Raw genomic sequence first — 22,782 nt, forward strand, 5'->3', positions numbered from 1 at the left:
CCACGTGCGTTCAGGGCCCTGACTGGTCCACCTGGGGCGGGTCGTCGACGACGCTGGCAGCCCCCGCCTTGTCCAGAGTGCCGGGGAAGTTGAAGCGGGCGAACGTGCCCTTCGGATCGTAGGGACTCGACGGCCGGGTGATGGACGAACCGGCGATGAGGGCGAGCAGCGCATCACGCCGCTCGCCGGTGATGGCGGGTTCCCGGCCCTCGCGGACGAGCAGGGAGACCTTGCGGCCGCGACGCCTGCCGAACCGCAGCGAGAGCATGTCCGGCTCGTTGTTCGTGAACGGGTCGAGCTCCGCCACGTCCACGTCGGAGAACGCGACGGTCCGCCCGCGCATCCGGACCCGCTGGCGCCCGACGTCGATCGCGAAGGGACGCGTCTGCAGCAGCACGACGCCCCACAGCGCCGCGAGGATCAGACCCGTCCCGGCGAAGCAGATCGGCACGGCGATCCACCCCCACGTCTGGAAGGGGGCCTCGCCGCCCCTCGAGAGGAACGCGCTCGCCGCTCCGAAGACCAAGAAGAACGGCATCGCGCGGCGGAAGCGGGCACGGAAGACCCGTCGCTTCGGCTCGTCGTCGAACTCGACCCAGTGCGCCTCCGTCACGCCCTGCACCGTACCCCGGTGTGCCAGGGGATGAGGAGTCCTCGTGGGTACGGTCCGGGTCATGATCGCCCTCGTCGTCGTCGGTGCCGTCCTGCTCGTCTCGATCGTCGTGATCGTCATCGAGGCCCGTGTGATGCGCAAGCCACAGGCCGAGCGGTCCGAGCGGGAGCAGCGGTTCCTGCGCGCCGACCGAGCCGTCGCTCGTGGGTACCAGACGTACGGGCGGACGGTGGCCCCGTGGGTCGCGGTCGGCGGTGCCGTGCTCGGCCTGCTCGTCACCATCCCGTTCTGGCTCGAGGGGCAGGTCGGTCCGGCACTGGGCCTGACGGTGCTCTTCGTCGTCCTCGGTGGCGGCATGCTCCTGTTCTGGGCGACCGTGCTCCGCCACCGAGGGCCCGGCAGCGCCTGGCGCCAGCGCGAGGACGAGCGCACCGCCGAAGCCGACGCCGCCGGCCGCCCGCGCTGGTTCGTCAGCGTGAAGGCCGGGTGGTGGCTGTCCGGTGCGATGACCGCGTTCGGCCTCGTGTTCCTCGTCACGCCGATGGCCACCGGCGGCGAGGTCCCCGTCGCCGGGATCATCGTCACCGCCGTCGGACTCCTGTTCCTCGTGCTCACCGTCGTCCAGCAGCGCGCCGAAGCGCGACGCTGAACACGCGTTCACGAACGACGACGACAGTGGGCGGCATGAGCCAGTACGACAAGCGCGATCCGAACACCCTCTACCCGGCCCCGCCGTACCCGGAGCAGGAGCAGTCGCTCCCCGGAGCCGCCTGGAAGATGGACCCGAAGCCCGACCACGGCGAGGAGAGCTACGTCGGCCTCGGCCGGCTGAAGGGCTACCGCGGCATCGTGACCGGCGCCGACTCCGGCATCGGCCGTGCCGCCGCGATCGCGCTGTCGCGCGAGGGCGCCGACCTGGTGCTGTCCTACCTGCCCGACGAGCAGGAGGACGCCGAGCAGGTCCGCGACCTGCTCGAGTCCGAGGGCCGTCGCGCCGTGCTGTTCCCCGGTGACATCGCCGACGAGCAGTACTGCAAGGACCTCGTGCAGAAGGGCGTCGACGAGCTCGGCGGTCTCGACACGCTCGTCATGGTCGCCGGCCGCATGGACAGCAACGACGACATCCTGACGCTCGACACCTCGATGTTCGACTCCACCTTCAAGACGAACATCTACTCGCTGTTCTGGCTGACCAAGGCCGCCGTGCCGCACCTGGAGCCCGGCTCGACCATCGTCACCACCGGCTCGATCCAGGCGTCGACCCCGTCCGCCGACAAGATCGACTACGCCGTCTCGAAGGGCGCGATCAAGCTCTTCACCGAGGCCGTCGCCCAGCAGCTCGCCCCCAAGGGCATCCGCGTGAACTCGGTCGCCCCCGGCCCCGTGTGGACCCCGCTGCAGCCCGGCTCGGACGACGCCGAGACCGTCGCGCACTTCGGCGAGGGCTCGCCGTTCGGCCGCCCCGGCCAGCCCGCCGAACTCGGCGCCGCCTACGTGCACCTGGTCAGCCCGGAGTCGAGCTACCAGTCCGGCTCCACCATCACGATCGCCGGCGGCACCCCCGCCTTCTGATCCGGTCGGTCGGCCGGGCGCTCGTCCGGCCGACCGTCCGTCGCCGGTTCCTTCGTCCGTTCATCGTCCGTCAGAGGAGATCACGTGTCCGCAGTGACGCACGTCGTGCTGGTCGAGTGGGACAGCGACGACCGCTCGTCCGAGGCCTCGGCGCTCGCCCGCGACCACCTGACGCGCATCGACGGTGTCGACTCGGTGCAGGCCGGGCCCAGCGTGAGCACCGAGGGCAAGGAGGGCGGCTTCCACTGGATGCTCGTCGTCCGCTTCCGGGACCACGCGGCGCTCGACGCCTACCTGCCGCACCCTGAGCACCGGCCGGTCGCGGAGTTCATCGGCGGGGCAAGTGCGCGGGTCGTGGTCTTCGACGTGGAGGATGCGAGCGGCGCCCCGACCCTGTCGTGACCGATCGACCGTCTCCGGACGCTCGTCCTCGCCGGCCCGGCGGTCCGGGCGGAGGAGACGTGCACAGGATCGACGCTCCCGTGCAGCTGCGGGTGCTGCTCTCGATCGTCAACGGGATGTGCTGCGTCGCGATGCTCGTCGTCGCAGCCGTCCCACCGCTCGACGGCCTCCGGGTCGGGATCGGTCTCCTCGCTGCCGTTCCGTGCGGCATCGCCTCGTGGCGGGCTGCACGGCTCCGGGACGAACTGCGCGGACTCGATCTCCAGTGTCGGACTGATCGCGACCCGGAAGGTCCACCGCAGTGCGGTCGCCCGTGTCGAGGCACCTGCGGCGATCGAGCTCCGCTCGGGCGAGGTGATCGTCAACTGGGGCTTCCACGCAGATCGCCTCGTCGACGGGGCGGTGTCCGCGCAGACCTTGCACGTCCTGCGGAAGTGGCTCGAGGGCGACGCGATCAGGAGTGCGGAGTGAGGAGCGCGTCAGGACGGGGGACCGTGACGTGACCACCGCCGCTCGGGTCTCGGTTGAGGTCGCACCGACGGATCGCCTCCGGTCCTGACGGCTACGTCGTCCGGGCAGTCGCCGTGTCGTCCTCAGCGGCCAGGAGACCGAGGAGCGCCAGCGCATCGGCATCCGGAGATCCCGGTGGTGCCGTGTAGAGCACGAGGTACTGGTCGCGGTCCGTCAGCGCCAGGCTGTCGCAGTCGACCGTCACCGACCCGACGGTCGGGTGCCGGAACGTCTTCGTGAGGACCGGGGTGACCTGTACGTCGTGCCGGTCCCACAGCCGAGCGAACTCTGCGTTACCGGTGCGGAGCTCCTCGACGAGGTCGGTGACCTGCGGGTCGTCGGGGTACCGGGTCCGGCTCGTCCGCAGCTGCATCACGACGTGTCGGCAGAACTCGGCGCCGTCCGAGATGCCGTACGGCGGGGGTGCCTCGTCGACCGTGTCCGGCGGGAACGCTCGACGTGCCAGGTTCCGTTCCGCCGGGGCGAGCCGAGAGAAGTCCTCCATGAGCGCCGACGCCAGCGCGTTCCACGCGAGTACCTCGTACGCGGCCGACAGCACGATGGCCGCGGTCTGCGGCAGCCGCTCGACGAGCGCGAGGATGCTCGGCCGGACCGCCCGCTCGACCCGGCCCGTCTGCAGCGAGGCCGTACCGGCCAGGGCGTGCAGGTGGTCCGACTCCGCCGGGGTCAGCAGGAGCGACCCGGCGATGCCCGCCAGGACCTCCGCCGACGGCCGGGGCGCACGGCCCTGCTCGAGTCGGACGTAGTACTCGGTGGAGATGTGGGCGAGCACCGCGACCTCTTCACGGCGCAGGCCCGGCGTGCGGCGGCGGGGTCCGGCTGGCAGACCGACGTCCTCGGGGCGAAGCCGTTCCCGTCGCGAGCGCAGGAAGGCGGCGAGTTCCGGCTTGTCCATGCCACGAGTCTCCACCGCCTGCCGTCGCGCACCCTGGTACCGCTCGTACCTGTATCCGCGGCGAGGTACGGCCCGACGCTGTCGTCATGACCAACGAAACCGCATCCACCCCCATCGGCCTGCTCTCCGACAAGGTCGTGCTGATCACCGGCGCGAGCCGCGGCATCGGCGCGGCCGCAGCACGGCTCTTCGCCCGGGAAGGCGCCCGGGTCGTCCTCGCCGCCCGCAGTACCGAGGCGCTCGACGCGGTCGTCGCCGACGTCCGCGGCTCCGGCGGCACGGCGGACGCCGTCGCGCTCGACCTGGCCGACCCGGACAGCATCCGCGCCGCGGTGGCGCGGGTCGACGAGCTGCACGGTCGACTCGACGCCGCCTTCAACAACGGCGCCACCATCCAGCAGCCCGGACCGCTCGACACCACCAGCGACGAGGACATCGACACCCAGTTCGCCGTGAACTTCCGTGGACACTGGGTCGCCATGACCGCCGAGGCAGCACTGATGCGTCGCTCCGGAGGCGGGGCGATCGTGAACACGTCGAGCATCGGGAGCCGTCGGGCCAACCCGGCACTGCCCGCGTACGGCGCGATGAAGCGGGCGCTGAACAGCATCACCGAGACGGCGGCCGTCACCTGGGCGCCCGAGCGCATCCGGGTGAACGGCATCACCCCGGGCGGCACGGCGACGGAGATGATCGAGGCGTGGGAGGCGGCGACTCCGGGCGTCACCGAGCAGATCAACGCGTCGGTACCGCTGGGCCGGATGGCCGAACCGGTCGAGGTGGCCGAGGTCGCGGCATGGCTGCTCAGCGACCGCGCTGCGATGGTCGCCGGCGCGATCGTCCCCGTCGACGGGGGAGCGGGGGCCTGACGCCGGCGCTCCGCACAACCGAAGTGCAACGGAACCGGACGAGCGCGCGGTTTCGTTGCACTTTGGTTGTGCGCAGCGCAAGCGCACCACGACCGCACGACCGCACGACCTCAGTCGTGCGCCTCACCCCGCCAACGCCTGCGCCCCCACCACCACCGCGAGGGCCAGCCGCTCCGCGTCGGCCGTCCCCGGCTCGGCCGTGTAGGCGAGGATCCGCAGGTCCTCCGGCCCGACGACCAGGGTGTCGCAGTCCAGGGTGATCAGCCCGACGTCCGGGTGGTCGATCACCTTCCGGCGGGCGGTCCCGCCCAGGGCGGTCGCGCCCGAGTCCCACAGGTCGACGAACCGGGGGCTGGCCGCCCGCAGGTCGCGCACGAGCTGCTGCAGCTGCCGGTCGAGCGGGTAGCGGGCCGCGGTCATCCGGAGGCCGGCGACCAGGGTCTCCTCGAACGCGGCCTGTTCGTCGGGTGTGTGCACGGCGCGGCTGCCGGAGCCGACGAGGTGCCGCCAGGTGGTGTTCCGCTCGTGGCCGCGGAGTGCGGCGATCGGTCCCATGAGTGCGTCGTACGGAGCGTTCGCGACGAGCAGGTTGCCGGCGGCGTCGAGCACCGCGACGGGGGTGTCCGCCAGCCGGTCGAGCAGCCGCTGCACGCTCGGCGGGATCCGTGTCGGCACGACGTCGGCGCCGGGGACGGCGTGCCCGGCGAGCCGGTAGAGCAGCGCGCGGTCGGCGTCGGCGACGCGGAGCGCCCGGACGAGCGCCTCGACGACCTGCGCCGACGGCGAGGTCGCCCGGCCCTGCTCGAGCCGGGTCAGGTAGTCGGCGGAGATCCCCGCCAGGCCTGCGAGTTCCTCTCGCCGCAGGCCCGCCGCTCGCCGACGCGGCCCGACGACGACGCCCGCGGCGGCCGGGGTGACGTGGTCGCGCAGCCGCCGCAGGGTGTGCCCGAAGTCCGTGTCCGCCATGCCTCCAGTCTGCGCGCGACGAGCGACCTGGTCCTGGCCCTGCCGGTCCTACGACAACCGGGCGACTCCCTGCCCGACGGCACGAGGGCGACGCTGGGGCCATGACAACGACACTCATCACCGGGGCCACCCGCGGCCTCGGCAAGGAAACCGCCCGCCAGCTCGTCGATGCCGGGCACACGGTCTGGATCGGCGCCCGCGATGCCGAGCAGGGAGCGGCGGTCGCCGCCGAGATCGGCGCCCGCTCCGTGCAGCTCGACGTCCGCGACGACGACTCGGTCGCCGCGGCCTTCGCCCACGTCGCCGCGAACGGCGGCCTCGACGTGCTCGTGAACAACGCCGGCATCGCCGTGTGGGGACAGGACGGCCCCCAGGCGCTCGACGTGTTCGACACGAACGCCGTCGGCACGATCCGCGCGACCGAGGCCGCGCTGCCGCTCCTGCGCCGCTCGGCGAACCCGATCGTGGTGAACCTGTCGAGCGCGCTCGGCTCGTTCGAGGCCACCCATGACCCGTCGAAGCCCGCGTTCACCGTGCCGGCGGTCGTCTACGGCGCCTCGAAGGCGGCCGTCTCGATGCTGACGGTGCAGTACGCGAAGATCGCGCCCGAGGTGCACTTCGTCGCGGTCGAGCCCGGCTACACGGCCACCGAGTTCGGTGGCATGCCGAACCCGCACGGTCGCCCCGTCGAGGTGAGCGCAGCCACGATCGCGGCCGCCGCGAGCGCCGGCCCCGAGGGCCCGACCGGCGTGTTCCTGGAGGACGGCCAGCCGCTCGGGTGGTGACGCCGCGACGGACTGGGCCCACGGCGCCGGTTCCGGGACGACGCGCCAACGGCGTACCGGCCGTGTTGGTGGGGGGAGGCGCGGTGCCAGCTGGCACCGCGCCTCCCGTCCGTCGTCCGGTCGCGTCTACAGCAGCTGGCGCGCGTTCGTCGACGCGAGGTCCAGCAGCTCGTCGCCGCGACCCGACAGCACCGTGCGGATGGCGTAGAGCGTGAAGCCCTTCGCCTGCTCGAGCGTGACGGCCGGGGGCATCGAGAGCTCCTGACGGTTCGCGCGGACGGACACGAGCGCGGGGCCGTCGTGCGCGAGCGCGGCGGCCATCGCGTCTTCGAGGTCGTCGGACACGTCGACCCGGAAGCCCTTGATGCCGATCGCCTCGGCGACGGCGGCGAAGTCCGGGTTCTGCAGCTCGGTGCCGTAGTTCACGAAGCCGGCAGCCTTCATCTCGAGCTCGACGAAGTTGAGCGACGAGTTGTCGAACACGACGATCTTCACCGGCAGCTTGTTCTGCACGATCGTGACGAGCTCGCCGAGGAGCATCGTCAGCCCGCCGTCACCGGCCATCGCGATGACCTGCCGGTCCGGGAACGCCGTCTGCGCGCCGATCGCCTGCGAGACCGCGTTCGCCATCGAGCCGTGCCAGAACGAGCCGATGAGCCGGCGCTTGCCGTTCATCGTCAGGTAGCGCGACGCCCACACGACGGGGGAGCCGACGTCGGGGATGAAGACGGCGTCCTCGGCGGCGATCCGGTCGAGCACGCGCGTGACGTACTGCGGGTGCAGCGGCTTCTTCCTGCCGGCGGGGACGGCGAGGTCGTCGAGCTTCTCGCGGGTCTTCCGGTAGTGCTTCAGGGAGTCCTCGAGGTGCTTCGTCGGGTGCGAACCGGTCAGCAGGGGGATGAGCGCGAGGGCGGTGTCCTTGACGGTCCCGACCAGGCCGATGTCGACCGGGTGCCGCCGGCCGAGCTGCGAACCGCGGATGTCGACCTGCACGTGCTTCGCGTGCTCGGGGAAGAACTGCGGGTACGGGAAGTCGGTGCCGAGCATGAGCACGACGTCGGCATCCTCCATGGCGCGGTACCCGGACGAGAAGCCGAGCAGCCCGGTCATGCCGACGTCGTACGGGTTGTCGTACTCGATGTACTCCTTGCCGCGCATCGCGTGCACGATCGGGGCCTGCAGGCGCTCGGCCAGCGCAACGACCTCGTCGTGTGCACCGGCGACGCCGGCTCCGGCCAGGATCGTGATCTTGTCGGCGCCGTTGAGCAGGTCGGCGGTGCGCTGCAGCTCGGCGTCGCTCGGCACGATGCGCGGCTCGGTGCGCTCGACCCGGGTGACGCGGTCGCTCTTCGCCTCTGCGAGCAGCACGTCGCCCGGGATCACGAGCACCGCGACGCCGCGCTTCTCGACGGCCTCGCGCATCGCGATCTCGAGCAGGCGGGGCATCTGCACCGGGTCGGCGACGTACTCGACGTACACCGAGCACTCGCGGAACAGCTCCTGCGGGTGGGTCTCCTGGAAGTAGCCGGTACCGATCTCCGCCGTCGGGATGTGCGCCGCGATCGCCAGCACCGGCACGCGGGAGCGGTTCGCGTCGTAGAGGCCGTTGACCAGGTGCAGGTTGCCGGGGCCGCAGCTGCCCGCGCAGACCGCGAGCTCCCCGGTCAGGCCGGCCTCGCCGGAAGCGGCGAAGGCGGCTGCCTCCTCGTGCCGCACGTGCTCCCACCGGATCGTGCCGTCCTTGCGCAGGGCGTCCGTGAACCCGTTGAGGGAGTCCCCCGGCAGGCCGTAGACGCGCGTGACGTCGTTGGCGCGGAGGGTGGCGACGATGTTCTCGGCAACAGTTGGCATGCCCCCTGTCTACTCGGGAGCACCTGCGCTGAGTGCTTTCACACGGCCCGACGGAACGGGTCGCAGTCGGCACTGGGACGATGGTCGGATGACCGACGACGCGCCGCTCCTCCGCTCCCGCCGACCGGAGCCCGCGCTGCCCGGGATCCTCGAACGCTCGCCCTACCCGCTCGTCTCGGTCGCCATCGCGGTCATCGCCGTCGTCGTCATCACCCTCGTCGGGTTCGCGCTCGGCACGGTCGACCTCGGGCTGTCGAAGGCCCTCAACGCGCTGCACACCGGGTTCGTCGGCGGCTTCAGCGACGCGGTCTACCACGTCATCAGCCCGGCACCCGCGATCGGCATCACGGTCGTCGTCGTCGCGGTGATCTGGTGGCGCACCCGCGACCTGCGCCCGGCCCTGGCCTTCGGCGGCACGATCGCGATCACGTGGGTACCCTCCGCCGTCGTGAAGGAGATTGTGCACCGCGCCCGCCCGGACGTCTCGGTGCTGCCGCACCCGTTCCCGGTGCAGCCAGACCCCGGCTACCCGAGCGGCCACACCGTCTACATCACCGCGTTCGTGCTCGCCCTGATCTGGCTGCTCCGAGAGACCCGGTGGCACCGCCTGGTGCTCACCCTCGGGGTGGTCGCGATCGTCGTCGTGTTCTTCGCGGTGTCCATCGACGCCGTGCACTACCCGACCGACGCTGCGGCCTCGATCCTCTGGGCGCTCGCCGTGGCGCCCGGGGTGCGGGTGGCGTGGGTGGACTGGCTCATGCCGAGGATCCCGTTCCTGCGGCCGGGGCGGGCTGGGGATGAATCGCGCGTAGGGGGATGAATCGCGCGTAGGAGGCCGGAAGTTCTGCCCTCCTACGCGCGGAAGATCCCTCCACGCGCGGAACGACCTCCTACGCGCGGAACAGCCCCTCGGCCTCGGCGCCCGCGTCCGCGTCCGCGGCCAGCTCGTCGTCGATCGGCAGCAGTCGCCGCGCCCCGTGCCCCTCGTCACCGAGCGCGTCGCCGGGGTTCACCACCGAGCAGGCCCCGAGCGAGACGCACCCGCACCCGATGCACTGCGTCATCTCCTGCTGCAACCGCTCGAGCTCGAGCTGCCGGGCCCGCAGCCGTGCGCGCCACCGCTCGTTCAGCCGGTCCCAGTCCCGCAGCGAGGGCATCCGGTCGTCGGGCAGGGCCGCGAACTGCTCCGCGACCTCGCTGAGCGGGATGCCGAGCCGCTTGGCCACCTGGATGATCGCGATGCGGCGCTCGACGTGCCGCGGGTACATGCGGGTGCCGCCGTCCGTGCGCTCGGGCCGGATCAGGCCCTTGCGCTCGTAGAAGTGCAGGGCCGACGCGGCGACGCCGGTGCGCCGGACGATCTCGCCGATCGGCAGCAGGTCGGTCGGTCGTGGCTGCTGGATCTCGACCATGGTCGAGATCCTACGGCGCGGTCACCGCTGCTGGAACGACTCCCAGAGCAGGAACGCCGTGAACAGCACGAACGGCGCGCACGCCAGCACGTTGAGCCACCGGTGCGCGACGACCACGGCGACGAACTCGCGCAGGAACGCACTCGGCACGTAGTAGGCGGCCGTGCGTGCCCCGACGACCTGCGCCGGCAGGTCGAGCCGCCGGGCCAGGGTCGCGGCGCGGAGCACGTGGTAGTCGTTCGTCACCACGACGACCTGCCCGTCACGGCCCGCCTCGGTCTGCACGGCCCGCGAGTACGCCAGGTTCTCGCGGGTGTTCCGCGACGCGGTCTCGGGCAGCACGTCCTGTTCCTCGGCGCCGTTCGCGAGCAGGTACTCGGCCATCGCCGCGCCCTCGGGCCGGGGCTCGTCGTCGCCCTGCCCGCCGGAGGGGATGAGCACCGGCCGCCGGCCCGCCGCCCGCTCGGCGCGGTAGATGCCGAGCCCGCGGTCGAGCCGGCTGCGGAGCAGGGGCGGCACCTCGCCCCGGACCAGCCCGGAGCCGAGCACGACGATCGCGTCGGGGGTCAGGCCGTGCCGCATCCGGCCGTAGACCACGGAGTAGACCGCGAACGCCACCAGGGCGACCGCGAAGTACCCGCACACGAACACCATGAGCACCGCGAGCGCGACACCGATCGCGTTCCAGGGCGAGGATGCGCCGCTGCGGGTGCTGACGAACAGGGCGACGGCGATCGCGGGCAGCACGAAGACGAGCACCCCGGCGACGAGCGAGAGCATGTTGCCGAGGCTCCGCCCCTCGGCACGGAGCATCTGGACACCGTTGGCGATGAGCGCGACACCGAGGGCCACGACGGCCAGGGGCACGAGGAGCAACCCGAACGCGACGACGAACCCGAAGCCGGGCACCACGAGCGTGAGCGCGGACACGACGGTGACCAGGGCGAAGAACGCCGCAGCCGTCAGGAACACCCCGTTCCGGAGCATCCGCGGATCGTGCCGACGGCAGGACACGTAGAGCAGCAGGAAGACGACGGCGATGATCGGCGCCGGGCCGAGCGCGGTCAGCACGCGGTCGCACGGGGGTCGGTCATGCAGCCACGGTACCGGCGCCCGGTGACGGCCCTCCCCGCCGTCAGCCGACCGCGCGCCGGATCAGGGCCGCGACCCTCGTCGCGTCGTCGTCGGAGAACGCCGGCGTGATCGCGTACGCGGTCGGCCACATCGAGCCGTCGTCGAGCGCGGCCGGGTCCTGGAACCCGAGCGTCGCGTACCGGGCGCCGAACTTCGCAGCGCCCTGGAAGAAGAACACGACCTTGCCGTCCTCCGCCCACGCCGGCATCCCGTACCAGAGCTTCGACGTGAGCCCGGGAGCGGTCTCGAGCGCGATGCGGCTGATCCGCTCGGCCAACGCGCGGTCCGGCTCGGGCATCCCGGCGATCGCGTCCCGCACGGCCTGCGCCGCCGCCGCGGCCTTCTCGGCCCTGGTGCCCTTCGTGCTCCGGGAACGCTGCACCTCGGCGGCGTGCTCCCGCATCGCCGCGCGCTCGTCGTCCGAGAACGTCGGGTCGGTCGTCGTCCCTGCCATGGTCTGCTCCCTCGTCCACCGGTGCCTCGATGATGCACCCGTGTCCGGCCACGGCGTTCGTCTGGCGCGCTGGTGGCAGGCTCGGACCATGACCTACATCGCCAGCGACGACCGCTACGACTCGATGACGTACCGCCGCACCGGCCGCTCGGGCCTCGACCTGCCGCTGCTCTCCCTCGGGTACTGGCACAACTTCGGGGACGACGTGCCCTTCGAGACCCAGCGCGCCATCAGCCGCCGGGCGTTCGACCTCGGCATCACCCACCACGACCTCGCGAACAACTACGGGCCGCCCTACGGCGCCGCCGAGGTCAACTTCGGTCGCTTGATGCGTGAGGACTTCCGGCCCTACCGCGACGAGATGATCGTCTCGACGAAGGCCGGCTGGGACATGTGGCCCGGCCCGTACGGCCAGGGCGGCGGGTCGCGCAAGTACGTGCTCGCCTCGCTCGACCAGTCGCTGCAGCGCACCGGCCTGGACTACGTCGACGTCTTCTACTCGCACCGACTCGACGCGTCGACCCCGCTCGAGGAGACCATGGGCGCCCTGCACACCGCCGTGCAGCAGGGCAAGGCGCTGTACGTCGGGATCTCGTCGTACGACGCCGAGCGCAGCCGCCAGGCCGTCGAGATCCTGCGCGACCTCGGCACGCCGCTGCTCATCCACCAGCCCTCGTACTCGATGCTCAACCGCTGGATCGAGACCGAGGGGCTGCTCGACGCCGCCGGCGAGCTCGGCTTCGGCGTCATCGGCTTCACCGCGCTGGCGCAGGGGCTGCTCACCGGCAAGTACCTGGACGGCGTACCCGACGACTCCCGTGCGGCAGCGGGCAAGTCCCTCGACGCGTCGAGCATCACGCCCGAGGTCGTCGAGCACCTCCGTGCCCTGAACGACGTCGCGGCCGCCCGCGGGCAGTCCCTCGCGCAGCTCGCCCTGGCCTGGGCGCTCCGCGACGAGCGCGTGACCTCGCTCGTGATCGGGGCGTCGAAGGTGTCCCAGCTCGAGGACAACGTCGCCGCGCTGTCGAACACCACGTTCACCGACGCGGAGCTCCGCACCATCGACGAGCACACCGTCGGCATCGCCGACGTCGACCTGTGGGCGGGGGCGCGCGCCGGCGAGGTCTCCTGACCGGTGGCGCAGCGGACGGGAGGCCCGTGGCGGCGCCGCCACGGGCCTCCCGTCCGTCCACCGCTGCCGACGCACCGTGACCGGTCCGGTTGGTACGATGGGCGCAGTTCAGAACACGCAGTGTGTACCTACCGGACGCCGGCACCCCGGCGGACAACGGCGGCACCCGATGGGTCCGCCTCCGCCGAACCGGGACGGGCCGAGAAGGCACGACCCGATGCTCCAGACACGCCCCGACGCGGCCCCCGCCGCCGCCCCCTCGCTCGTCTCCCTCGCCGGCCGGTGGTACTTCCCGGTGGCGTTCATCGCCCGGCTGCCGTTCGCCATGATGGTCGTCGGCGTCCTGACGCTCGTCGTCGCCGCCCGTGACTCGGTGGCGCTCGGCGGGGTGAACTCCGCCTCCGTCGGCATCGGTGCCGCGGTCTTCGGGCCGCTGGTCGGCGCCGCGGCCGACCGGTTCGGCCAGCGGGCCGTGCTCGTCCCCGTCGGCCTGGTGAACGCGGCGCTCCTCGGGGCGTTCCCCTTCGTCGTCAGCGGCAGCGCGCCCGACCTCGCCGTGCTCGCGACGGCGTTCTGCATCGGCGCGTCCGCGCCGCAGGTCGCGCCGATGTCCCGCACCCGGCTCGTCGCGATCATCCGGCAGCGCATGCGGCCCGAACGACACGAGAAGACCCTCAGCGGCACGATGGCGTACGAGTCGGCCGCCGACGAGACCGTCTTCATCATCGGACCGTTCCTGGTCGGCATCCTCGCCAGCGCGATCGCCCCCTGGGTCGCGGTCGCCGGGGCGTCGGTCCTGACCTTCGTGTTCGTGACGGCCTTCGCGCTGCACCCGACCGGGCGCCTGGTGCTCGGCCGCGAGCAGCAGACGACCCAGGCACCGGCACGCCAGCTCCTGCGGCCCCGGCTCGTCGTGGTCGTCGTCGGGATCCTCGGCGTCGGGCTGTTCTTCGGCTCGACCCTGACCGCCCTGACCGCCTTCATGGAGGTCCACGGGCAGGCCTCGCAGGCCGGGCTCCTCTACGGCCTGATGGGCATCGGCTCGGCGGGGCTCGCGCTCGGGTCGGCGGCGTTCCCGCAGGCGTTCGGGCTCGGCTGGCGCTGGCTCGTGTTCGGCGTCGTGCTGCTCGGCGGCGCGATCGCGTTCTCGCAGGCCGACTCGGTCGTCGCCGCCGGCATCGTGCTCGCGGTCATGGGCGTCGGCATTGGCCCCACGCTCGTCGCGCAGTACAGCCTCGGGTCGGACCGCTCGCCGGTCGGCCGCTCGGCGACGACCATGACGATCCTCGGGTCGGCCGTCATCGTCGGGCAGTCGATCGCCTCGGCCGTGACCGGCGACCTCGCCGAGCAGCACGGTGCCACGACGGCGATGGCCGTGCCGGCGGTCGCGGCGGCGGTCGTCGTGCTGGCGGCGGTGGCGAACCTGCTCCTGCCGCGGCGCACCGCGGCCTGAGCCGTCACTCGGTGTCGTCGACCAGCAGGTCCTCGTGCCGGTAGTCGTTCGACCGGAGCCCGGCGCGGGCGATCATGTGCGTCGACACCGGCACCAGGAACAGCTGGAACACCATGATCGGCAGCACGAGCCAGAACGCCGTCCAGGTCCCGACCGCGACGACGATCGCCGCGAGTGACAGCGCCAGGCCGAGCACCTGCGGCTTCGCCATGGCGTGCAGCCGGACGAGCGGGTCGGGGAAGCGCACGATGCCGATCCCGGCGCCGAGCGACAGCACCGCGCCGACGAGCAGCAGCCCGAGTGCGATCCACGCCCGCACGCCGGCACCGTCGAGGTACGCCTCGATGATCTCGGTCACGACTGCTCCTGTTCCGCCGCGGGTTCCTCGGCGCGCTCGGGGGTGGTGACGGTGAGCCCCTCGTCGGACGGGTCGGACGACGGGGTGACGGCCCGGGCGACGGCGATGGTCGCGAAGACGCTCGTCGCCGCGATGACGACGAGCACCGGGATGCCGGTCAGGTCACGGCGGACCACCATCGCGGCCGCGATCACCACGAGCACGGTCGTCAGGACCATGTCCGAGCCGATCATCCGGTCCAGGATGGTCGGCCCGCGCACGATCCGGTACACGGCGAGGGCGAGTGCCGCTCCGAGCAGGGCGAGGACGAGCGCGATGCCGATCCCCATGACGACGACGGCGGCGCTCATCGGGTGACCTCCGGTCGGGGCCCGGACAGTTCGGACACGTCCTGCTTCGACCCGAGCGCACGGATGACGAGCGTCTCGATGCCGAGCGCCTCCGCGCGGGCGGCCTCGACCTGCTCGTCGCGGTCGGTGTCGATGACGTGCAGCAGCAGGCGCCGGCGGCGCAGGTCGACGTCGGCGACGTACGAGCCCGGCACCAGGGCGATCGCGAGGGTCGCCAGCGTGAACGTCATCTCCGCCGTGGTGTGCAGCTGCACGAGCACGATGGAGCTGCGCCGGACCCCGCGCGGTCGGACGGCCACCCAGGCCACCCGGAACGACGCGACGACGACGAGCCCGGTCCACACCACGAGGAACCGCAGCGCGTGCACGATCGAGAACCGCGTCGACAGCGGTACCGGTGGCAGCGGCAGCGCCTGCGTGGCGAGGAGCGCCACGACCAGCCCGCAGAGCAGCGTGAGCGGCGTCCACGACCCCCACAGCAGCGCCCACAGCACGGTGAGCCCGGCCACGAGCGGCACGTCGTAGCGCCACGCCACCGCGATGCGGCGGGCGTTCGAGATGCGACGGACGTCGGTCATCGGTCACCTCCGAGCACGGCCTGCACGTAGCGGTCCGGCGACTCGAGCGACTCCGCTGCGCGGGTCGCGTAGCCGTAGAGCGGACCCGCGACGACGGTCAGGGCGACGGACCCGAGCACCGCGACGGTCGTCACGCCGACGAGCATGCGGGGCAGTCGGACCTTCGTCGGTGCCTCGCCGACCGTCTCGGTCGACCCGGTGGTCGGACTGGGCCCCGTCCGCCGGTTCCGGTCCGACGCGTCAGCGGCGGAGCGGCCGTGCCGGATGGGAGAGGCGCGGCTCGCGTGGGGTGCGTCGGTGACCGTCACCGAGCCTCCCGGGTGGAAGGCCTCGCCCGTCTCCTCGGAGACGGTCAGGGGGGCGGGTTCCGGCGACCGCAGGGCGGCGTGCGGTTCGGCGGTGGTGACGTGCGGGGCCGCGGCCTCGGCCGCGGGCTTCGGCCGCCAGAAGGCGGCGTCCCACACGCGCATCAGCGCGTACAGGGTGAGCAGGGACGTCAGCACGCCCGCCGCGATCGTGACGTACGCCATCGGCGAGCCGTCCTGGGCGGCCGCGCGGAACAGTCCGAGCTTGCCGATGAACCCGGAGAACGGCGGGATGCCTCCGAGGTTGAACGCTGGGATGAGGTAGAGCGCCGCGAGCAGGGGCGCCGCCTTCAGCAAGCCGCCGAGCGACCGGGTCGAGGTGGTCCCGCCGACGCGTTCCATCAGCCCGGAGACCAGGAACAGCGTGGTCTGCACGACGATGTGGTGCACGGTGTAGAACACGGCGGCGGCGGTGCCCGCCACGGTGCCGAGGCCGACGCCCATCACCATGAAGCCGATGTGGCTGATCAGGGTGAACGACAGCAGCCGTTTCACGTCGGTCTGCGAGACGGCGCCGAGCACCCCGACCACCATCGTGAGCACCGCCACCACGAGCAGCACGTTGTTGAGCTGCGAGCCGGGGAAGATCACCGTCTCGAGCCGGATGATCGCGTAGATGCCGACCTTCGTGAGCAGGCCCGCGAAGACCGCGGTGACCGGTGCCGGTGCCGTCGGGTACGAGTCGGGCAGCCAGAAGGCGAGCGGGAACACCGCCGCCTTGATCCCGAACCCGATGAGCAGCATCGTGTGCAGGAGCAGCTGCACGTGCTCGGGCAGGTCGGCGACCCGCTCGCTGATCTGCGCGATGTTGACGGTGCCGGTCGCGCCGTAGACCAGGCCGATGGCGGCGAGGAAGATCGCCGACGCGATGAGGCTCGTCACGATGTACGTCGTCCCGGCCCGGACGCGCTGCTCGCTGCCGCCGAGGGTGATGAGCACGTAGCTCGCCACGAGCAGCATCTCGAACGCGACGTAGAGGTTGAACAGGTCGCCGGCGATGAAGGAGTCGAGCACGCCGGCGGCGAGCACGAGGTACGTCGGGTAGAAGATCGTGACCGGGGCGTCCTCGTCGTCCGCGGCCAGGCCCTGCCCGATCGAGAACAGCAGGACGAGCAGCAGCACGCTCGCGCTGACGGTCAGCAGCAGGGCGCTCAGCCGGTCGACCACGAGCGAGATGCCGTACGGGGCGTCCCAGCCGCCGACCTGCACGACGATCGTGCCGTGCCGGTCGACGAGCACCATGAGCGTCGCGGCGACGGCCAGGGCGACGACGAGCACCACGACGGTGATCGCGCGCTGCAGCTTCTGGTGGCGCAGGAGTCCGAGTGCGACCGCGGCGCCGAGCAACGGGACGAGGACGAGGAGCGGGGCGAGCCAGGTCATCGGGTCGTCTCCTGTTCGGCGTCGGTGGTGGTCTCCGGGTCCTCGTCGGCCGGTTCGTCGCGGTCACGGCCGATCGCGACGTCGGCCTCGTCGACCTCGACCTCGTCGGCGCGGGACAGTTGCCACGAGCGGTGGATGAGCGCGAGCAGGAACGCGCTCACGGCGAAGGTGATCACGATGGCGGTGAGGGCGAACGCCTGGGGGAGCGGGTCGGTGATGCCGTCGGCGGACTTGCCCACGGGCGGGTCGCCCGCGGCGCCGGACATCACGAGCAGCAGCAGGTTGAGCGCGTTGCCGAGCAGCAGGAAGCCGAGCAGCATCCGGGTCAGGGACCGTTCGAGCAGCAGGTACACGCCGCACGAGAAGAGCACGGCCATCGCGATGACGAGGACGAGGGTGACGGTCACGTCGCGCTCCCTTCGGGGGTGGGGGCCTGCAGGTTGTCCTGCGCGGACTCCTCGGTGGTGTCGCGGACCGACGTCGAGGCGTCCTCGAGGCGCTGCCGGTCGACCTCGGCGCCGAGGCTGCGCAGCACGTCGAGGACCAGGCCGACGACGACCAGGTAGACGCCGATGTCGAAGAACGTCGCGGTGACGAACTCGACGTGGCCGAGCACGGGGACGGTGGCCTCGAAGAACTCGGAGTACAGGGCCTCGCGGCCGAAGAACAGCGGGACGATCGCGGTGATCGCCGCCGTCGCGACACCGAGGCCGAGCAGTCGACCGGCGCGTACCGGGGCGGCCGCGCCGAGCTCCGCCGGGCCGCCGGCCAGGTAGCGGGCGGCCAGGGCGATGCCCGCGACGAGACCGCCGGCGAAGCCGCCGCCGGCCGCGTTGTGCCCGGCGAACAGCAGGTACACCGACAGCACGATGAGGCCGTGGAACAGCAGGCGGACCACCACGTCGAGCAGGGCGGAGCGACCGGTCGGGATCGCGGCGCTCGTCGGCAGCCAGGCCCGGGGCTCGCCGTCGGCGCGGCGGCCGTCGGCGGTCAGCTTCTCGGGCAGGTCGCGCAGTCGGGGCAGGGTGTCCTCGCGGGAGTTCACGAAGATCAGGCTCGCGACGCCGGTGGCCGCGGCGACGACGACGGTCAGCTCGCCGAGGGTGTCCCAGCCGCGCAGGTCGACCAGGGCGACGTTGACGACGTTCAGGCCGTGGCCGAACGAGCTCGTGAGCGCCGGCAGGTCGGGCCAGATCGGGTCGGCCGTGCGGGCAGACGCCGCGACGACGACGACGACCGCCAGGGTGAGGCCGGCGAGCCCGGCGAACAGCGCGCGTGCGACGCGGAAGCGCGACGGGTTGGTCGTCGCGATCCGCGGGGGCAGGCGCCGGAGCACCAGGACGAAGGCGATGAGCGTGACGGTCTCGACGACGAGCTGCGTGAGTGCGAGGTCGACCGCGCCGTGCAGGACGAAGAGCACGGACATGCCGTATCCGGTCACGCCGACCAGGACGGCGGCGGCGAACCGGGTCTTCGCGGTGAGCACGGCGATCGCGGCGAAGGCCATCACGAGCACGACGGGGACCTGGCCCCACGAGTCGGCGAACCGGACGTGGAACGCCCACGGGCCGCCGACCACCAGGTTGACGAGCGCCCCGGCGACGAACACCGACAGGATGACGGTGAGGTAGTACGGCAGGGACCCCCGCTGCAGCCCGGCGGTGATGCCCGTCGCGAGCCGGTCGAGTCCGCGCATGAGTCGCCGGTACGTGCCGGCGGCGCTCGGGGACCCCGCCAGCCGGTGCTGGAGCGCCTCGACCCGACGGCGCAGCAGGAACAGGGCGGTGCCGCCGACCAGTGTCACGGCGGACAGGCCGAGTGCCGGTTCGAGACCGTGCCAGAGCGCCAGGTGCGGGACGGCCTCGCCGGGCAGCGCGGCGGCGGTCGCGGCGGGCTCGATGCCGTGCGCGACCACCGGGGTGAGCAGGCCGAGTGCGAGCCCGGTGAGCGCGAGGACGGACGGCACGACCCCGAGGCCGTGCAGGGCGTGCGGCTCGGTCTCGGCGACGCCGTCCTTGCGGGCGAACGCGCCCCAGAGGAAGCGCAGCGAGTACGCCACGGTGAGCACCGAGCCGACCGTCACGCCGACGAGCGCGATCCACGCCCACCCGGCGTCGGGACCGTGCAGGGACTCGACGAAGCCGGTGAGCACGGCCTCCTTCGCGACGAAGCCGATCGTCGGCGGGATGCCCGCCATCGAGACCAGGGCGAGCACGGCGACGACGGCGAGCCACGGCCGCTTCCGGCCGAGCCCGCTCAGGCGCCCGAGGTCACGGGTGCCGGTGGTGTGGTCGATCGCGCCGACCACCAGGAAGAGCGTCGACTTGAACGCCGCGTGCGCCACGAGCAGCGCGACACCGCCGAGCGCGACCGCGGGGGTGCCCCACCCGGCGGCGAGCACGAGGAAGCCGAGCTGGGCCACGGTGCCGTAGGCGAGCAGGAGCTTGAGGTCGGTCTGCCGGAGTGCGCGGTAGCCGCCGACGAGCATGCCGAGCACCCCGAGCACGGTGATGGTCTCGCGCCAGCCGCCGAGCAGCGCGAACGCCGGGGCGAGCCGGGCCACCAGGTAGATGCCGGCCTTCACCATGGCGGCGGCGTGCAGGTACGCGCTGACCGGGGTCGGGGCGGCCATCGCAGCGGGGAGCCAGAAGTGGAACGGCACGATCGCCGACTTCGTGAGTGCGCCGAGCAGCACGAGGACCACCGACACCGACACCATCGCGCCGGTCGGCGGCGCGGCGATGATGCCGGACAGCGAGGTCGTGCCCGCCGCGACGGAGAGCATGACGAGGCCGGCGAGCATCGCGAGACCACCGGCCGTCGTGACCACGAGCGCCTGCATGGCGGCGGCGCGGCTCGCCCGCTTGTCGGCGTCGTGCCCGATGAGCAGGTACGAGAAGACCGTCGTGGCCTCCCACAGCACGAACAGGACGATGACGTCGTCGGCGACGACCAGGCCGTACATCGACCCGGCGAATGCCGTGAGGACCCCGGCGAACCGGCCGGTCCCGGGTTCGTCGCGACCGAAGTACGACGCGCAGTAGACGAGCACGAGGGCCCCGACGACCGACACCACGAGCGCGAGCACCCACGACAGGGCGTCCATCCGCAGGGCGATCTCGAGGTCGAGTTGCGGCACCCACCGGTGGCGTTCGACGACGCCGTCGTGCAGGGCCGCGTCGGTCTGCGCGATCGTCAGCACCGCGGCCGCGGCGGGCGCGACGGCGGCGACGAAGAAGACGCGGCGGCCGAGGACGGGGGTCAGGGCGGGGACGATCAGGGCGACGATCGCGAACACGATGAGGATGGGGACCATCGGGCACCTCCTCGGGTCGGGCTGGAGTCCGGCTCACTGGGCCCTCACAGCTTACGAAGAGCGCCATGTGGAGAACCTGTGCGACCGGACAGGCGGGCCGCGCCCGGTCGACGCGACGACCCGAGCCCTCAGCGACCGTGCGCGCGCGACGGGATCTGCGTCGCCAGCTTGCCGCCGGAGACGTCGAGCAGGGTGCCGGTGATGTACCCGGAGGCGTCGCTCGCCACGAAGACGAGCAGGTCGGCGACGTCGTCGGCGGTCTCCCACCGGCGCAGGGACAACGTGTCGAGCAGGCGGTCCTGCGCCTCGGCCGGCATCGTCGCGAAGCCGTTCATCGCCGTCGGCACCATGCCCGGTGCGTAGGCGTTCACGGTGATCCCCCACGGGCCGAGCTCCGACGCGAGCACCCGGGTGAACGAGACGACGGCGGCCTTCGACGCCGCGTAGGCAGCGCTCCCGACGCTGGGCACGATCGCCGCGAACGAGGCGGCGTTGACGATCCGACCGCGGCCGGCCGCCTGCATCACCGGCGCGACGGCCTGGCTCATGAGGAACGTGCCGCCGAGGTTGACGTCCATGCAGCGGCGCCAGGCGTCCCACTGCAGCTCGGCGACGGTGCCCTCGACGTTGATGCCGGCGTTGTTCACGAGCACGTCGATGGTGCCGTGGCGAGCGACGACCTCGTCGACGGCGGCGCGGGCGGACGCCGGGTCGGCGACGTTGCACACGACGTGGTCGAGCGGGAAGTCGGGCTCGAAGCCCAGGTCGAGGGCGACGACGCGGCAGCCCTCCGCGACGAAGCGGTCGGCGAGCGTCCGCCCGATCCCGCGTGCTGCTCCGGTCACGACCACCACGCGGTCGGTCAGGTCGAGGTGCATCGTTGCTCCCGTCGTCGGTGCCTCGAATAGGCATACTATTCGAGCATGACGGATCAGCGTGTGCTCTGGGTCACGGGTGGGGGCAGCGGCATGGGGGCCGCGAGTGCCGAGGCAGCGGCACGTGACGGCTGGTCCGTGGTGCTCAGCGGGCGCCGTGTCGACCGGCTCGAGCAGGTGGCAGGTGCCATCCGGGACACCGGTGGCACCGCGGAGGTCCTGCCCCTCGACGCGAACGACCCCGACGCCGTCGCAGCCGCGCGGGACACCGTGCTCGAGCGGCACGGGCGGCTCGACGGGCTCGTGCTGGCGGCCGGGCGCAACGCCCCGCGACGCCGGTGGGACGACCAGTCGCTCACCGACTTCCGCGCGATCGTGGACACGAACCTCACCGCCGTCGTCACGATGGTGGACGCCGCGCTGCCGGCACTCCGCGCGGCCGGTGGCGTGGTCGTGGTCGTGTCGTCGTACGCCGGGTGGTCCTTCCAGCCGGGGGCGGGTGTCGCGTACTCGGCGAGCAAGTCCGCGCTCGCGTCGGTCGTCCGGACGCTCAACCAGCAGGAGGCCGAGCACGGCGTGCGTGCCACGCACCTGTGCCCGGGTGACGTCGCGACCGACTTCCTCGACCAGCGCCCGGAGGTCCCCGACGCGGCTGCCCGGCGGCGCATGCTCCAGCCGGAGGACGTCGGGCGGACGGTCGCCTTCGTGCTCGGGGTGCCGGCGCACGTGCGCATCGACGAGCTCGTGCTCTCGCCGGTCTCGCAGCGGTGACGAGCACCTTCGACCGGGTGCTCGACCAGATCGGTGCCGCCGTCGTCTCCGGCGCCGTCGCCGTGGGCAGCCGTCGGAGCATCGACGACCTGGTGGTCTGGACCGGGGCCAGCCGCAGCATCGTCCGCGAGGCCGTCCGCGTCCTCGTCGGCCTCGGCCTGCTCACCGCACGGCGCCGGGTCGGCGTGACCGTCCTCGGCGTGCGGCACTGGGACGTCCTGGACCCGCGCGTGGTGCGGTGGCGTCTGCGGGGTCCCGACGGCGACCGCGTGGCGGTCGAGCTCCGCGAGCTGCGTGCGGCGGTCGAACCCGTCGCCGCTGCCGCAGCAGCCCGGCGTGCAGCGCTCGACGAGTGCGCGGACCGACGGGAGGCCCTCCGCACCACCGCGGACGAGCTCGCCGCCGCCGCGACCCGCGACGACCGCGTCGGCTTCGTGATCGCGGACGTGCGGTTCCACTCGCTCGTGCTCGACCTGTCCGGCAACGCGCTGTACCGACGGCTGCACCAGGTCGTCGGCCAGGTGCTGCGCGAGCGCGGGAGCATCCGCCCGGACCGGCACGACGTCGGCCTCCACCTCGCACTCGCCGGTGCCGTCGTCGGCGGTCGCCCCGACGAGGCGGCCTCGACGATGCGGGCGATCGTCGACCGCACGTGAGCGGAGCGCCGCCGACCTGCGAGGATGGGGGTCGGCGCGTCCTCCCGACGCCCGTGAGAGG

The 22,782-nt window shown here is 72.5% G+C and carries 24 protein-coding genes; 10 read left to right on the plus strand and 14 right to left on the minus strand.

Annotation, left to right across the window (positions count from 1 at the left end):
* Positions 1 to 10: 10 nt before the first annotated feature.
* Positions 11 to 613, minus strand: coding sequence for a hypothetical protein (locus BIU97_RS11430; protein ID WP_139196004.1), 603 nt, complete (start codon positions 611 to 613; stop codon positions 11 to 13).
* A 61-nt stretch (positions 614 to 674) separates the two neighbouring features.
* On the opposite strand from BIU97_RS11430, the gene BIU97_RS11435 reads away from it, so the two are divergent.
* The 3 genes from BIU97_RS11435 to BIU97_RS11445 all read left to right on the plus strand — a co-directional run bounded on the left by BIU97_RS11435 (position 675) and on the right by BIU97_RS11445 (position 2,587).
* A complete protein-coding gene (locus BIU97_RS11435; protein ID WP_071257926.1) occupies positions 675 to 1,262 on the plus strand; it encodes a hypothetical protein in 588 nt (195 codons plus the stop codon).
* A 35-nt stretch (positions 1,263 to 1,297) separates the two neighbouring features.
* The gene (locus tag BIU97_RS11440) at positions 1,298 to 2,185 is read left to right on the plus strand and encodes an SDR family oxidoreductase (protein ID WP_071260182.1); all 888 of its coding nucleotides are present in this window, start codon (positions 1,298 to 1,300) and stop codon (positions 2,183 to 2,185) included.
* Positions 2,186 to 2,269: 84 nt separating this feature from the next.
* Positions 2,270 to 2,587 carry a Dabb family protein gene (locus BIU97_RS11445; protein WP_083404715.1) on the plus strand — a complete coding sequence of 106 codons (318 nt, stop codon included), beginning with the start codon at positions 2,270 to 2,272 and terminating at the stop codon, positions 2,585 to 2,587.
* 562 nt (positions 2,588 to 3,149) lie between these two features.
* Here the strand turns inward: BIU97_RS11445 and BIU97_RS11450 are convergent.
* Positions 3,150 to 4,013, minus strand: a complete 864-nt coding sequence (locus tag BIU97_RS11450) for a helix-turn-helix transcriptional regulator (protein ID WP_071297684.1) — start codon at positions 4,011 to 4,013, stop codon at positions 3,150 to 3,152.
* A gap of 86 nt (positions 4,014 to 4,099) precedes the next feature.
* Between BIU97_RS11450 and BIU97_RS11455 the strand changes: the two genes are divergently transcribed.
* A complete protein-coding gene (locus BIU97_RS11455) occupies positions 4,100 to 4,882 on the plus strand; it encodes an SDR family NAD(P)-dependent oxidoreductase (RefSeq protein ID WP_071297685.1) in 783 nt (260 codons plus the stop codon).
* A 123-nt stretch (positions 4,883 to 5,005) separates the two neighbouring features.
* Here the strand turns inward: BIU97_RS11455 and BIU97_RS11460 are convergent, their stop codons facing one another.
* Positions 5,006 to 5,848 carry a helix-turn-helix transcriptional regulator gene (locus BIU97_RS11460; RefSeq protein WP_071297686.1) on the minus strand — a complete coding sequence of 281 codons (843 nt, stop codon included), beginning with the start codon at positions 5,846 to 5,848 and terminating at the stop codon, positions 5,006 to 5,008.
* A 101-nt stretch (positions 5,849 to 5,949) separates the two neighbouring features.
* Between BIU97_RS11460 and BIU97_RS11465 the strand changes: the two genes are divergently transcribed.
* On the plus strand, positions 5,950 to 6,633 hold the full coding sequence (locus BIU97_RS11465; RefSeq protein WP_071257898.1) for an SDR family NAD(P)-dependent oxidoreductase: 684 nt from the start codon (positions 5,950 to 5,952) through the stop codon (positions 6,631 to 6,633).
* 126 nt (positions 6,634 to 6,759) lie between these two features.
* Here the strand turns inward: BIU97_RS11465 and poxB are convergent, their stop codons facing one another.
* Positions 6,760 to 8,484 (minus strand): ubiquinone-dependent pyruvate dehydrogenase, encoded by a 1,725-nt coding sequence (gene poxB, locus BIU97_RS11470; RefSeq protein WP_071297687.1) that lies wholly within the window; start codon positions 8,482 to 8,484, stop codon positions 6,760 to 6,762.
* A gap of 88 nt (positions 8,485 to 8,572) precedes the next feature.
* Here poxB and BIU97_RS11475 point away from each other — a divergent pair, with 88 nt between their 5' ends.
* Positions 8,573 to 9,304: a phosphatase PAP2 family protein gene (locus BIU97_RS11475; RefSeq protein WP_071297688.1), complete on the plus strand. Its 732-nt coding sequence runs from the start codon at positions 8,573 to 8,575 to the stop codon at positions 9,302 to 9,304.
* A 70-nt stretch (positions 9,305 to 9,374) separates the two neighbouring features.
* Here BIU97_RS11475 and soxR read toward each other — a convergent pair whose 3' ends face one another.
* From soxR to BIU97_RS11490, 3 genes are all read right to left on the minus strand, one after another.
* Positions 9,375 to 9,896: a redox-sensitive transcriptional activator SoxR gene (soxR, locus tag BIU97_RS11480; protein WP_071297689.1), complete on the minus strand. Its 522-nt coding sequence runs from the start codon at positions 9,894 to 9,896 to the stop codon at positions 9,375 to 9,377.
* A gap of 21 nt (positions 9,897 to 9,917) precedes the next feature.
* A complete protein-coding gene (locus tag BIU97_RS11485; protein WP_254782965.1) occupies positions 9,918 to 10,967 on the minus strand; it encodes a YdcF family protein in 1,050 nt (349 codons plus the stop codon).
* 64 nt (positions 10,968 to 11,031) lie between these two features.
* A complete protein-coding gene (locus BIU97_RS11490; RefSeq protein ID WP_071297690.1) occupies positions 11,032 to 11,484 on the minus strand; it encodes an iron chaperone in 453 nt (150 codons plus the stop codon).
* Positions 11,485 to 11,572: 88 nt separating this feature from the next.
* On the opposite strand from BIU97_RS11490, the gene mgrA reads away from it, so the two are divergent.
* Positions 11,573 to 12,616: an L-glyceraldehyde 3-phosphate reductase gene (mgrA, locus tag BIU97_RS11495; RefSeq protein ID WP_071297691.1), complete on the plus strand. Its 1,044-nt coding sequence runs from the start codon at positions 11,573 to 11,575 to the stop codon at positions 12,614 to 12,616.
* A 217-nt stretch (positions 12,617 to 12,833) separates the two neighbouring features.
* On the plus strand, positions 12,834 to 14,069 hold the full coding sequence (locus BIU97_RS11500; protein WP_071297692.1) for an MFS transporter: 1,236 nt from the start codon (positions 12,834 to 12,836) through the stop codon (positions 14,067 to 14,069).
* A 4-nt stretch (positions 14,070 to 14,073) separates the two neighbouring features.
* On the opposite strand, the gene BIU97_RS11505 is transcribed toward BIU97_RS11500, so the two are convergent.
* The 7 genes from BIU97_RS11505 to BIU97_RS11535 form a co-directional block, all read right to left on the minus strand.
* Positions 14,074 to 14,427 carry a cation:proton antiporter gene (locus BIU97_RS11505; RefSeq protein ID WP_111042026.1) on the minus strand — a complete coding sequence of 118 codons (354 nt, stop codon included), beginning with the start codon at positions 14,425 to 14,427 and terminating at the stop codon, positions 14,074 to 14,076.
* A complete protein-coding gene (locus BIU97_RS11510; RefSeq protein WP_071254255.1) occupies positions 14,424 to 14,777 on the minus strand; it encodes a hypothetical protein in 354 nt (117 codons plus the stop codon). The genes BIU97_RS11505 and BIU97_RS11510 overlap by 4 nt, the downstream gene beginning before the upstream one ends.
* The gene (locus tag BIU97_RS11515; protein WP_071254253.1) at positions 14,774 to 15,355 is read right to left on the minus strand and encodes a Na+/H+ antiporter subunit E; all 582 of its coding nucleotides are present in this window, start codon (positions 15,353 to 15,355) and stop codon (positions 14,774 to 14,776) included. Before BIU97_RS11515 ends, BIU97_RS11510 begins: the two co-directional genes overlap by 4 nt.
* The gene (locus tag BIU97_RS11520; protein WP_071297693.1) at positions 15,352 to 17,103 is read right to left on the minus strand and encodes a Na+/H+ antiporter subunit D; all 1,752 of its coding nucleotides are present in this window, start codon (positions 17,101 to 17,103) and stop codon (positions 15,352 to 15,354) included. Before BIU97_RS11520 ends, BIU97_RS11515 begins: the two co-directional genes overlap by 4 nt.
* Complete coding sequence (locus BIU97_RS11525; RefSeq protein ID WP_071254249.1) at positions 17,100 to 17,510, minus strand: Na(+)/H(+) antiporter subunit C; 411 nt, start codon at positions 17,508 to 17,510, stop codon at positions 17,100 to 17,102. Before BIU97_RS11525 ends, BIU97_RS11520 begins: the two co-directional genes overlap by 4 nt.
* Positions 17,507 to 20,419, minus strand: a complete 2,913-nt coding sequence (locus BIU97_RS11530) for a Na+/H+ antiporter subunit A (RefSeq protein ID WP_071254247.1) — start codon at positions 20,417 to 20,419, stop codon at positions 17,507 to 17,509. The genes BIU97_RS11525 and BIU97_RS11530 overlap by 4 nt, the downstream gene beginning before the upstream one ends.
* Positions 20,420 to 20,547: 128 nt before the next feature.
* A complete protein-coding gene (locus tag BIU97_RS11535) occupies positions 20,548 to 21,297 on the minus strand; it encodes an SDR family NAD(P)-dependent oxidoreductase (protein ID WP_071297694.1) in 750 nt (249 codons plus the stop codon).
* Positions 21,298 to 21,342: 45 nt separating this feature from the next.
* Between BIU97_RS11535 and BIU97_RS11540 the strand changes: the two genes are divergently transcribed.
* Both BIU97_RS11540 and BIU97_RS11545 read left to right on the plus strand, forming a co-directional pair.
* Positions 21,343 to 22,065, plus strand: coding sequence for an SDR family oxidoreductase (locus BIU97_RS11540; RefSeq protein WP_071254243.1), 723 nt, complete (start codon positions 21,343 to 21,345; stop codon positions 22,063 to 22,065).
* Complete coding sequence (locus tag BIU97_RS11545; RefSeq protein ID WP_071297695.1) at positions 22,062 to 22,721, plus strand: FadR/GntR family transcriptional regulator; 660 nt, start codon at positions 22,062 to 22,064, stop codon at positions 22,719 to 22,721. The genes BIU97_RS11540 and BIU97_RS11545 overlap by 4 nt, the downstream gene beginning before the upstream one ends.
* The last annotated feature ends 61 nt before the right edge of the window (positions 22,722 to 22,782 follow it).

The sequence above is a fragment of the Curtobacterium sp. MCBA15_009 genome (genome assembly GCF_001864895.1).
Lineage (GTDB): Bacteria > Actinomycetota > Actinomycetes > Actinomycetales > Microbacteriaceae > Curtobacterium.

What these genes read in the sequence shown, in the direction of transcription:
- BIU97_RS11510 (WP_071254255.1), bottom strand. Translation starts at nt 14,777, where the DNA reads ATGAGCGCCGCCGTCGTCGTCATGGGGATCGGCATCGCGCTCGTCCTC.
- soxR (WP_071297689.1), bottom strand. Translation starts at nt 9,896, where the DNA reads ATGGTCGAGATCCAGCAGCCACGACCGACCGACCTGCTGCCGATCGGC.
- BIU97_RS11440 (WP_071260182.1), top strand. Translation starts at nt 1,298, where the DNA reads ATGAGCCAGTACGACAAGCGCGATCCGAACACCCTCTACCCGGCCCCG.
- poxB (WP_071297687.1), bottom strand. Translation starts at nt 8,484, where the DNA reads ATGCCAACTGTTGCCGAGAACATCGTCGCCACCCTCCGCGCCAACGAC.
- BIU97_RS11455 (WP_071297685.1), top strand. Translation starts at nt 4,100, where the DNA reads ATGACCAACGAAACCGCATCCACCCCCATCGGCCTGCTCTCCGACAAG.
- BIU97_RS11475 (WP_071297688.1), top strand. Translation starts at nt 8,573, where the DNA reads ATGACCGACGACGCGCCGCTCCTCCGCTCCCGCCGACCGGAGCCCGCG.
- BIU97_RS11535 (WP_071297694.1), bottom strand. Translation starts at nt 21,297, where the DNA reads ATGCACCTCGACCTGACCGACCGCGTGGTGGTCGTGACCGGAGCAGCA.
- BIU97_RS11515 (WP_071254253.1), bottom strand. Translation starts at nt 15,355, where the DNA reads ATGACCGACGTCCGTCGCATCTCGAACGCCCGCCGCATCGCGGTGGCG.
- BIU97_RS11450 (WP_071297684.1), bottom strand. Translation starts at nt 4,013, where the DNA reads ATGGACAAGCCGGAACTCGCCGCCTTCCTGCGCTCGCGACGGGAACGG.
- BIU97_RS11465 (WP_071257898.1), top strand. Translation starts at nt 5,950, where the DNA reads ATGACAACGACACTCATCACCGGGGCCACCCGCGGCCTCGGCAAGGAA.
- BIU97_RS11530 (WP_071254247.1), bottom strand. Translation starts at nt 20,419, where the DNA reads ATGGTCCCCATCCTCATCGTGTTCGCGATCGTCGCCCTGATCGTCCCC.
- BIU97_RS11490 (WP_071297690.1), bottom strand. Translation starts at nt 11,484, where the DNA reads ATGGCAGGGACGACGACCGACCCGACGTTCTCGGACGACGAGCGCGCG.
- BIU97_RS11540 (WP_071254243.1), top strand. Translation starts at nt 21,343, where the DNA reads ATGACGGATCAGCGTGTGCTCTGGGTCACGGGTGGGGGCAGCGGCATG.
- mgrA (WP_071297691.1), top strand. Translation starts at nt 11,573, where the DNA reads ATGACCTACATCGCCAGCGACGACCGCTACGACTCGATGACGTACCGC.
- BIU97_RS11520 (WP_071297693.1), bottom strand. Translation starts at nt 17,103, where the DNA reads ATGACCTGGCTCGCCCCGCTCCTCGTCCTCGTCCCGTTGCTCGGCGCC.
- BIU97_RS11460 (WP_071297686.1), bottom strand. Translation starts at nt 5,848, where the DNA reads ATGGCGGACACGGACTTCGGGCACACCCTGCGGCGGCTGCGCGACCAC.
- BIU97_RS11435 (WP_071257926.1), top strand. Translation starts at nt 675, where the DNA reads ATGATCGCCCTCGTCGTCGTCGGTGCCGTCCTGCTCGTCTCGATCGTC.
- BIU97_RS11500 (WP_071297692.1), top strand. Translation starts at nt 12,834, where the DNA reads ATGCTCCAGACACGCCCCGACGCGGCCCCCGCCGCCGCCCCCTCGCTC.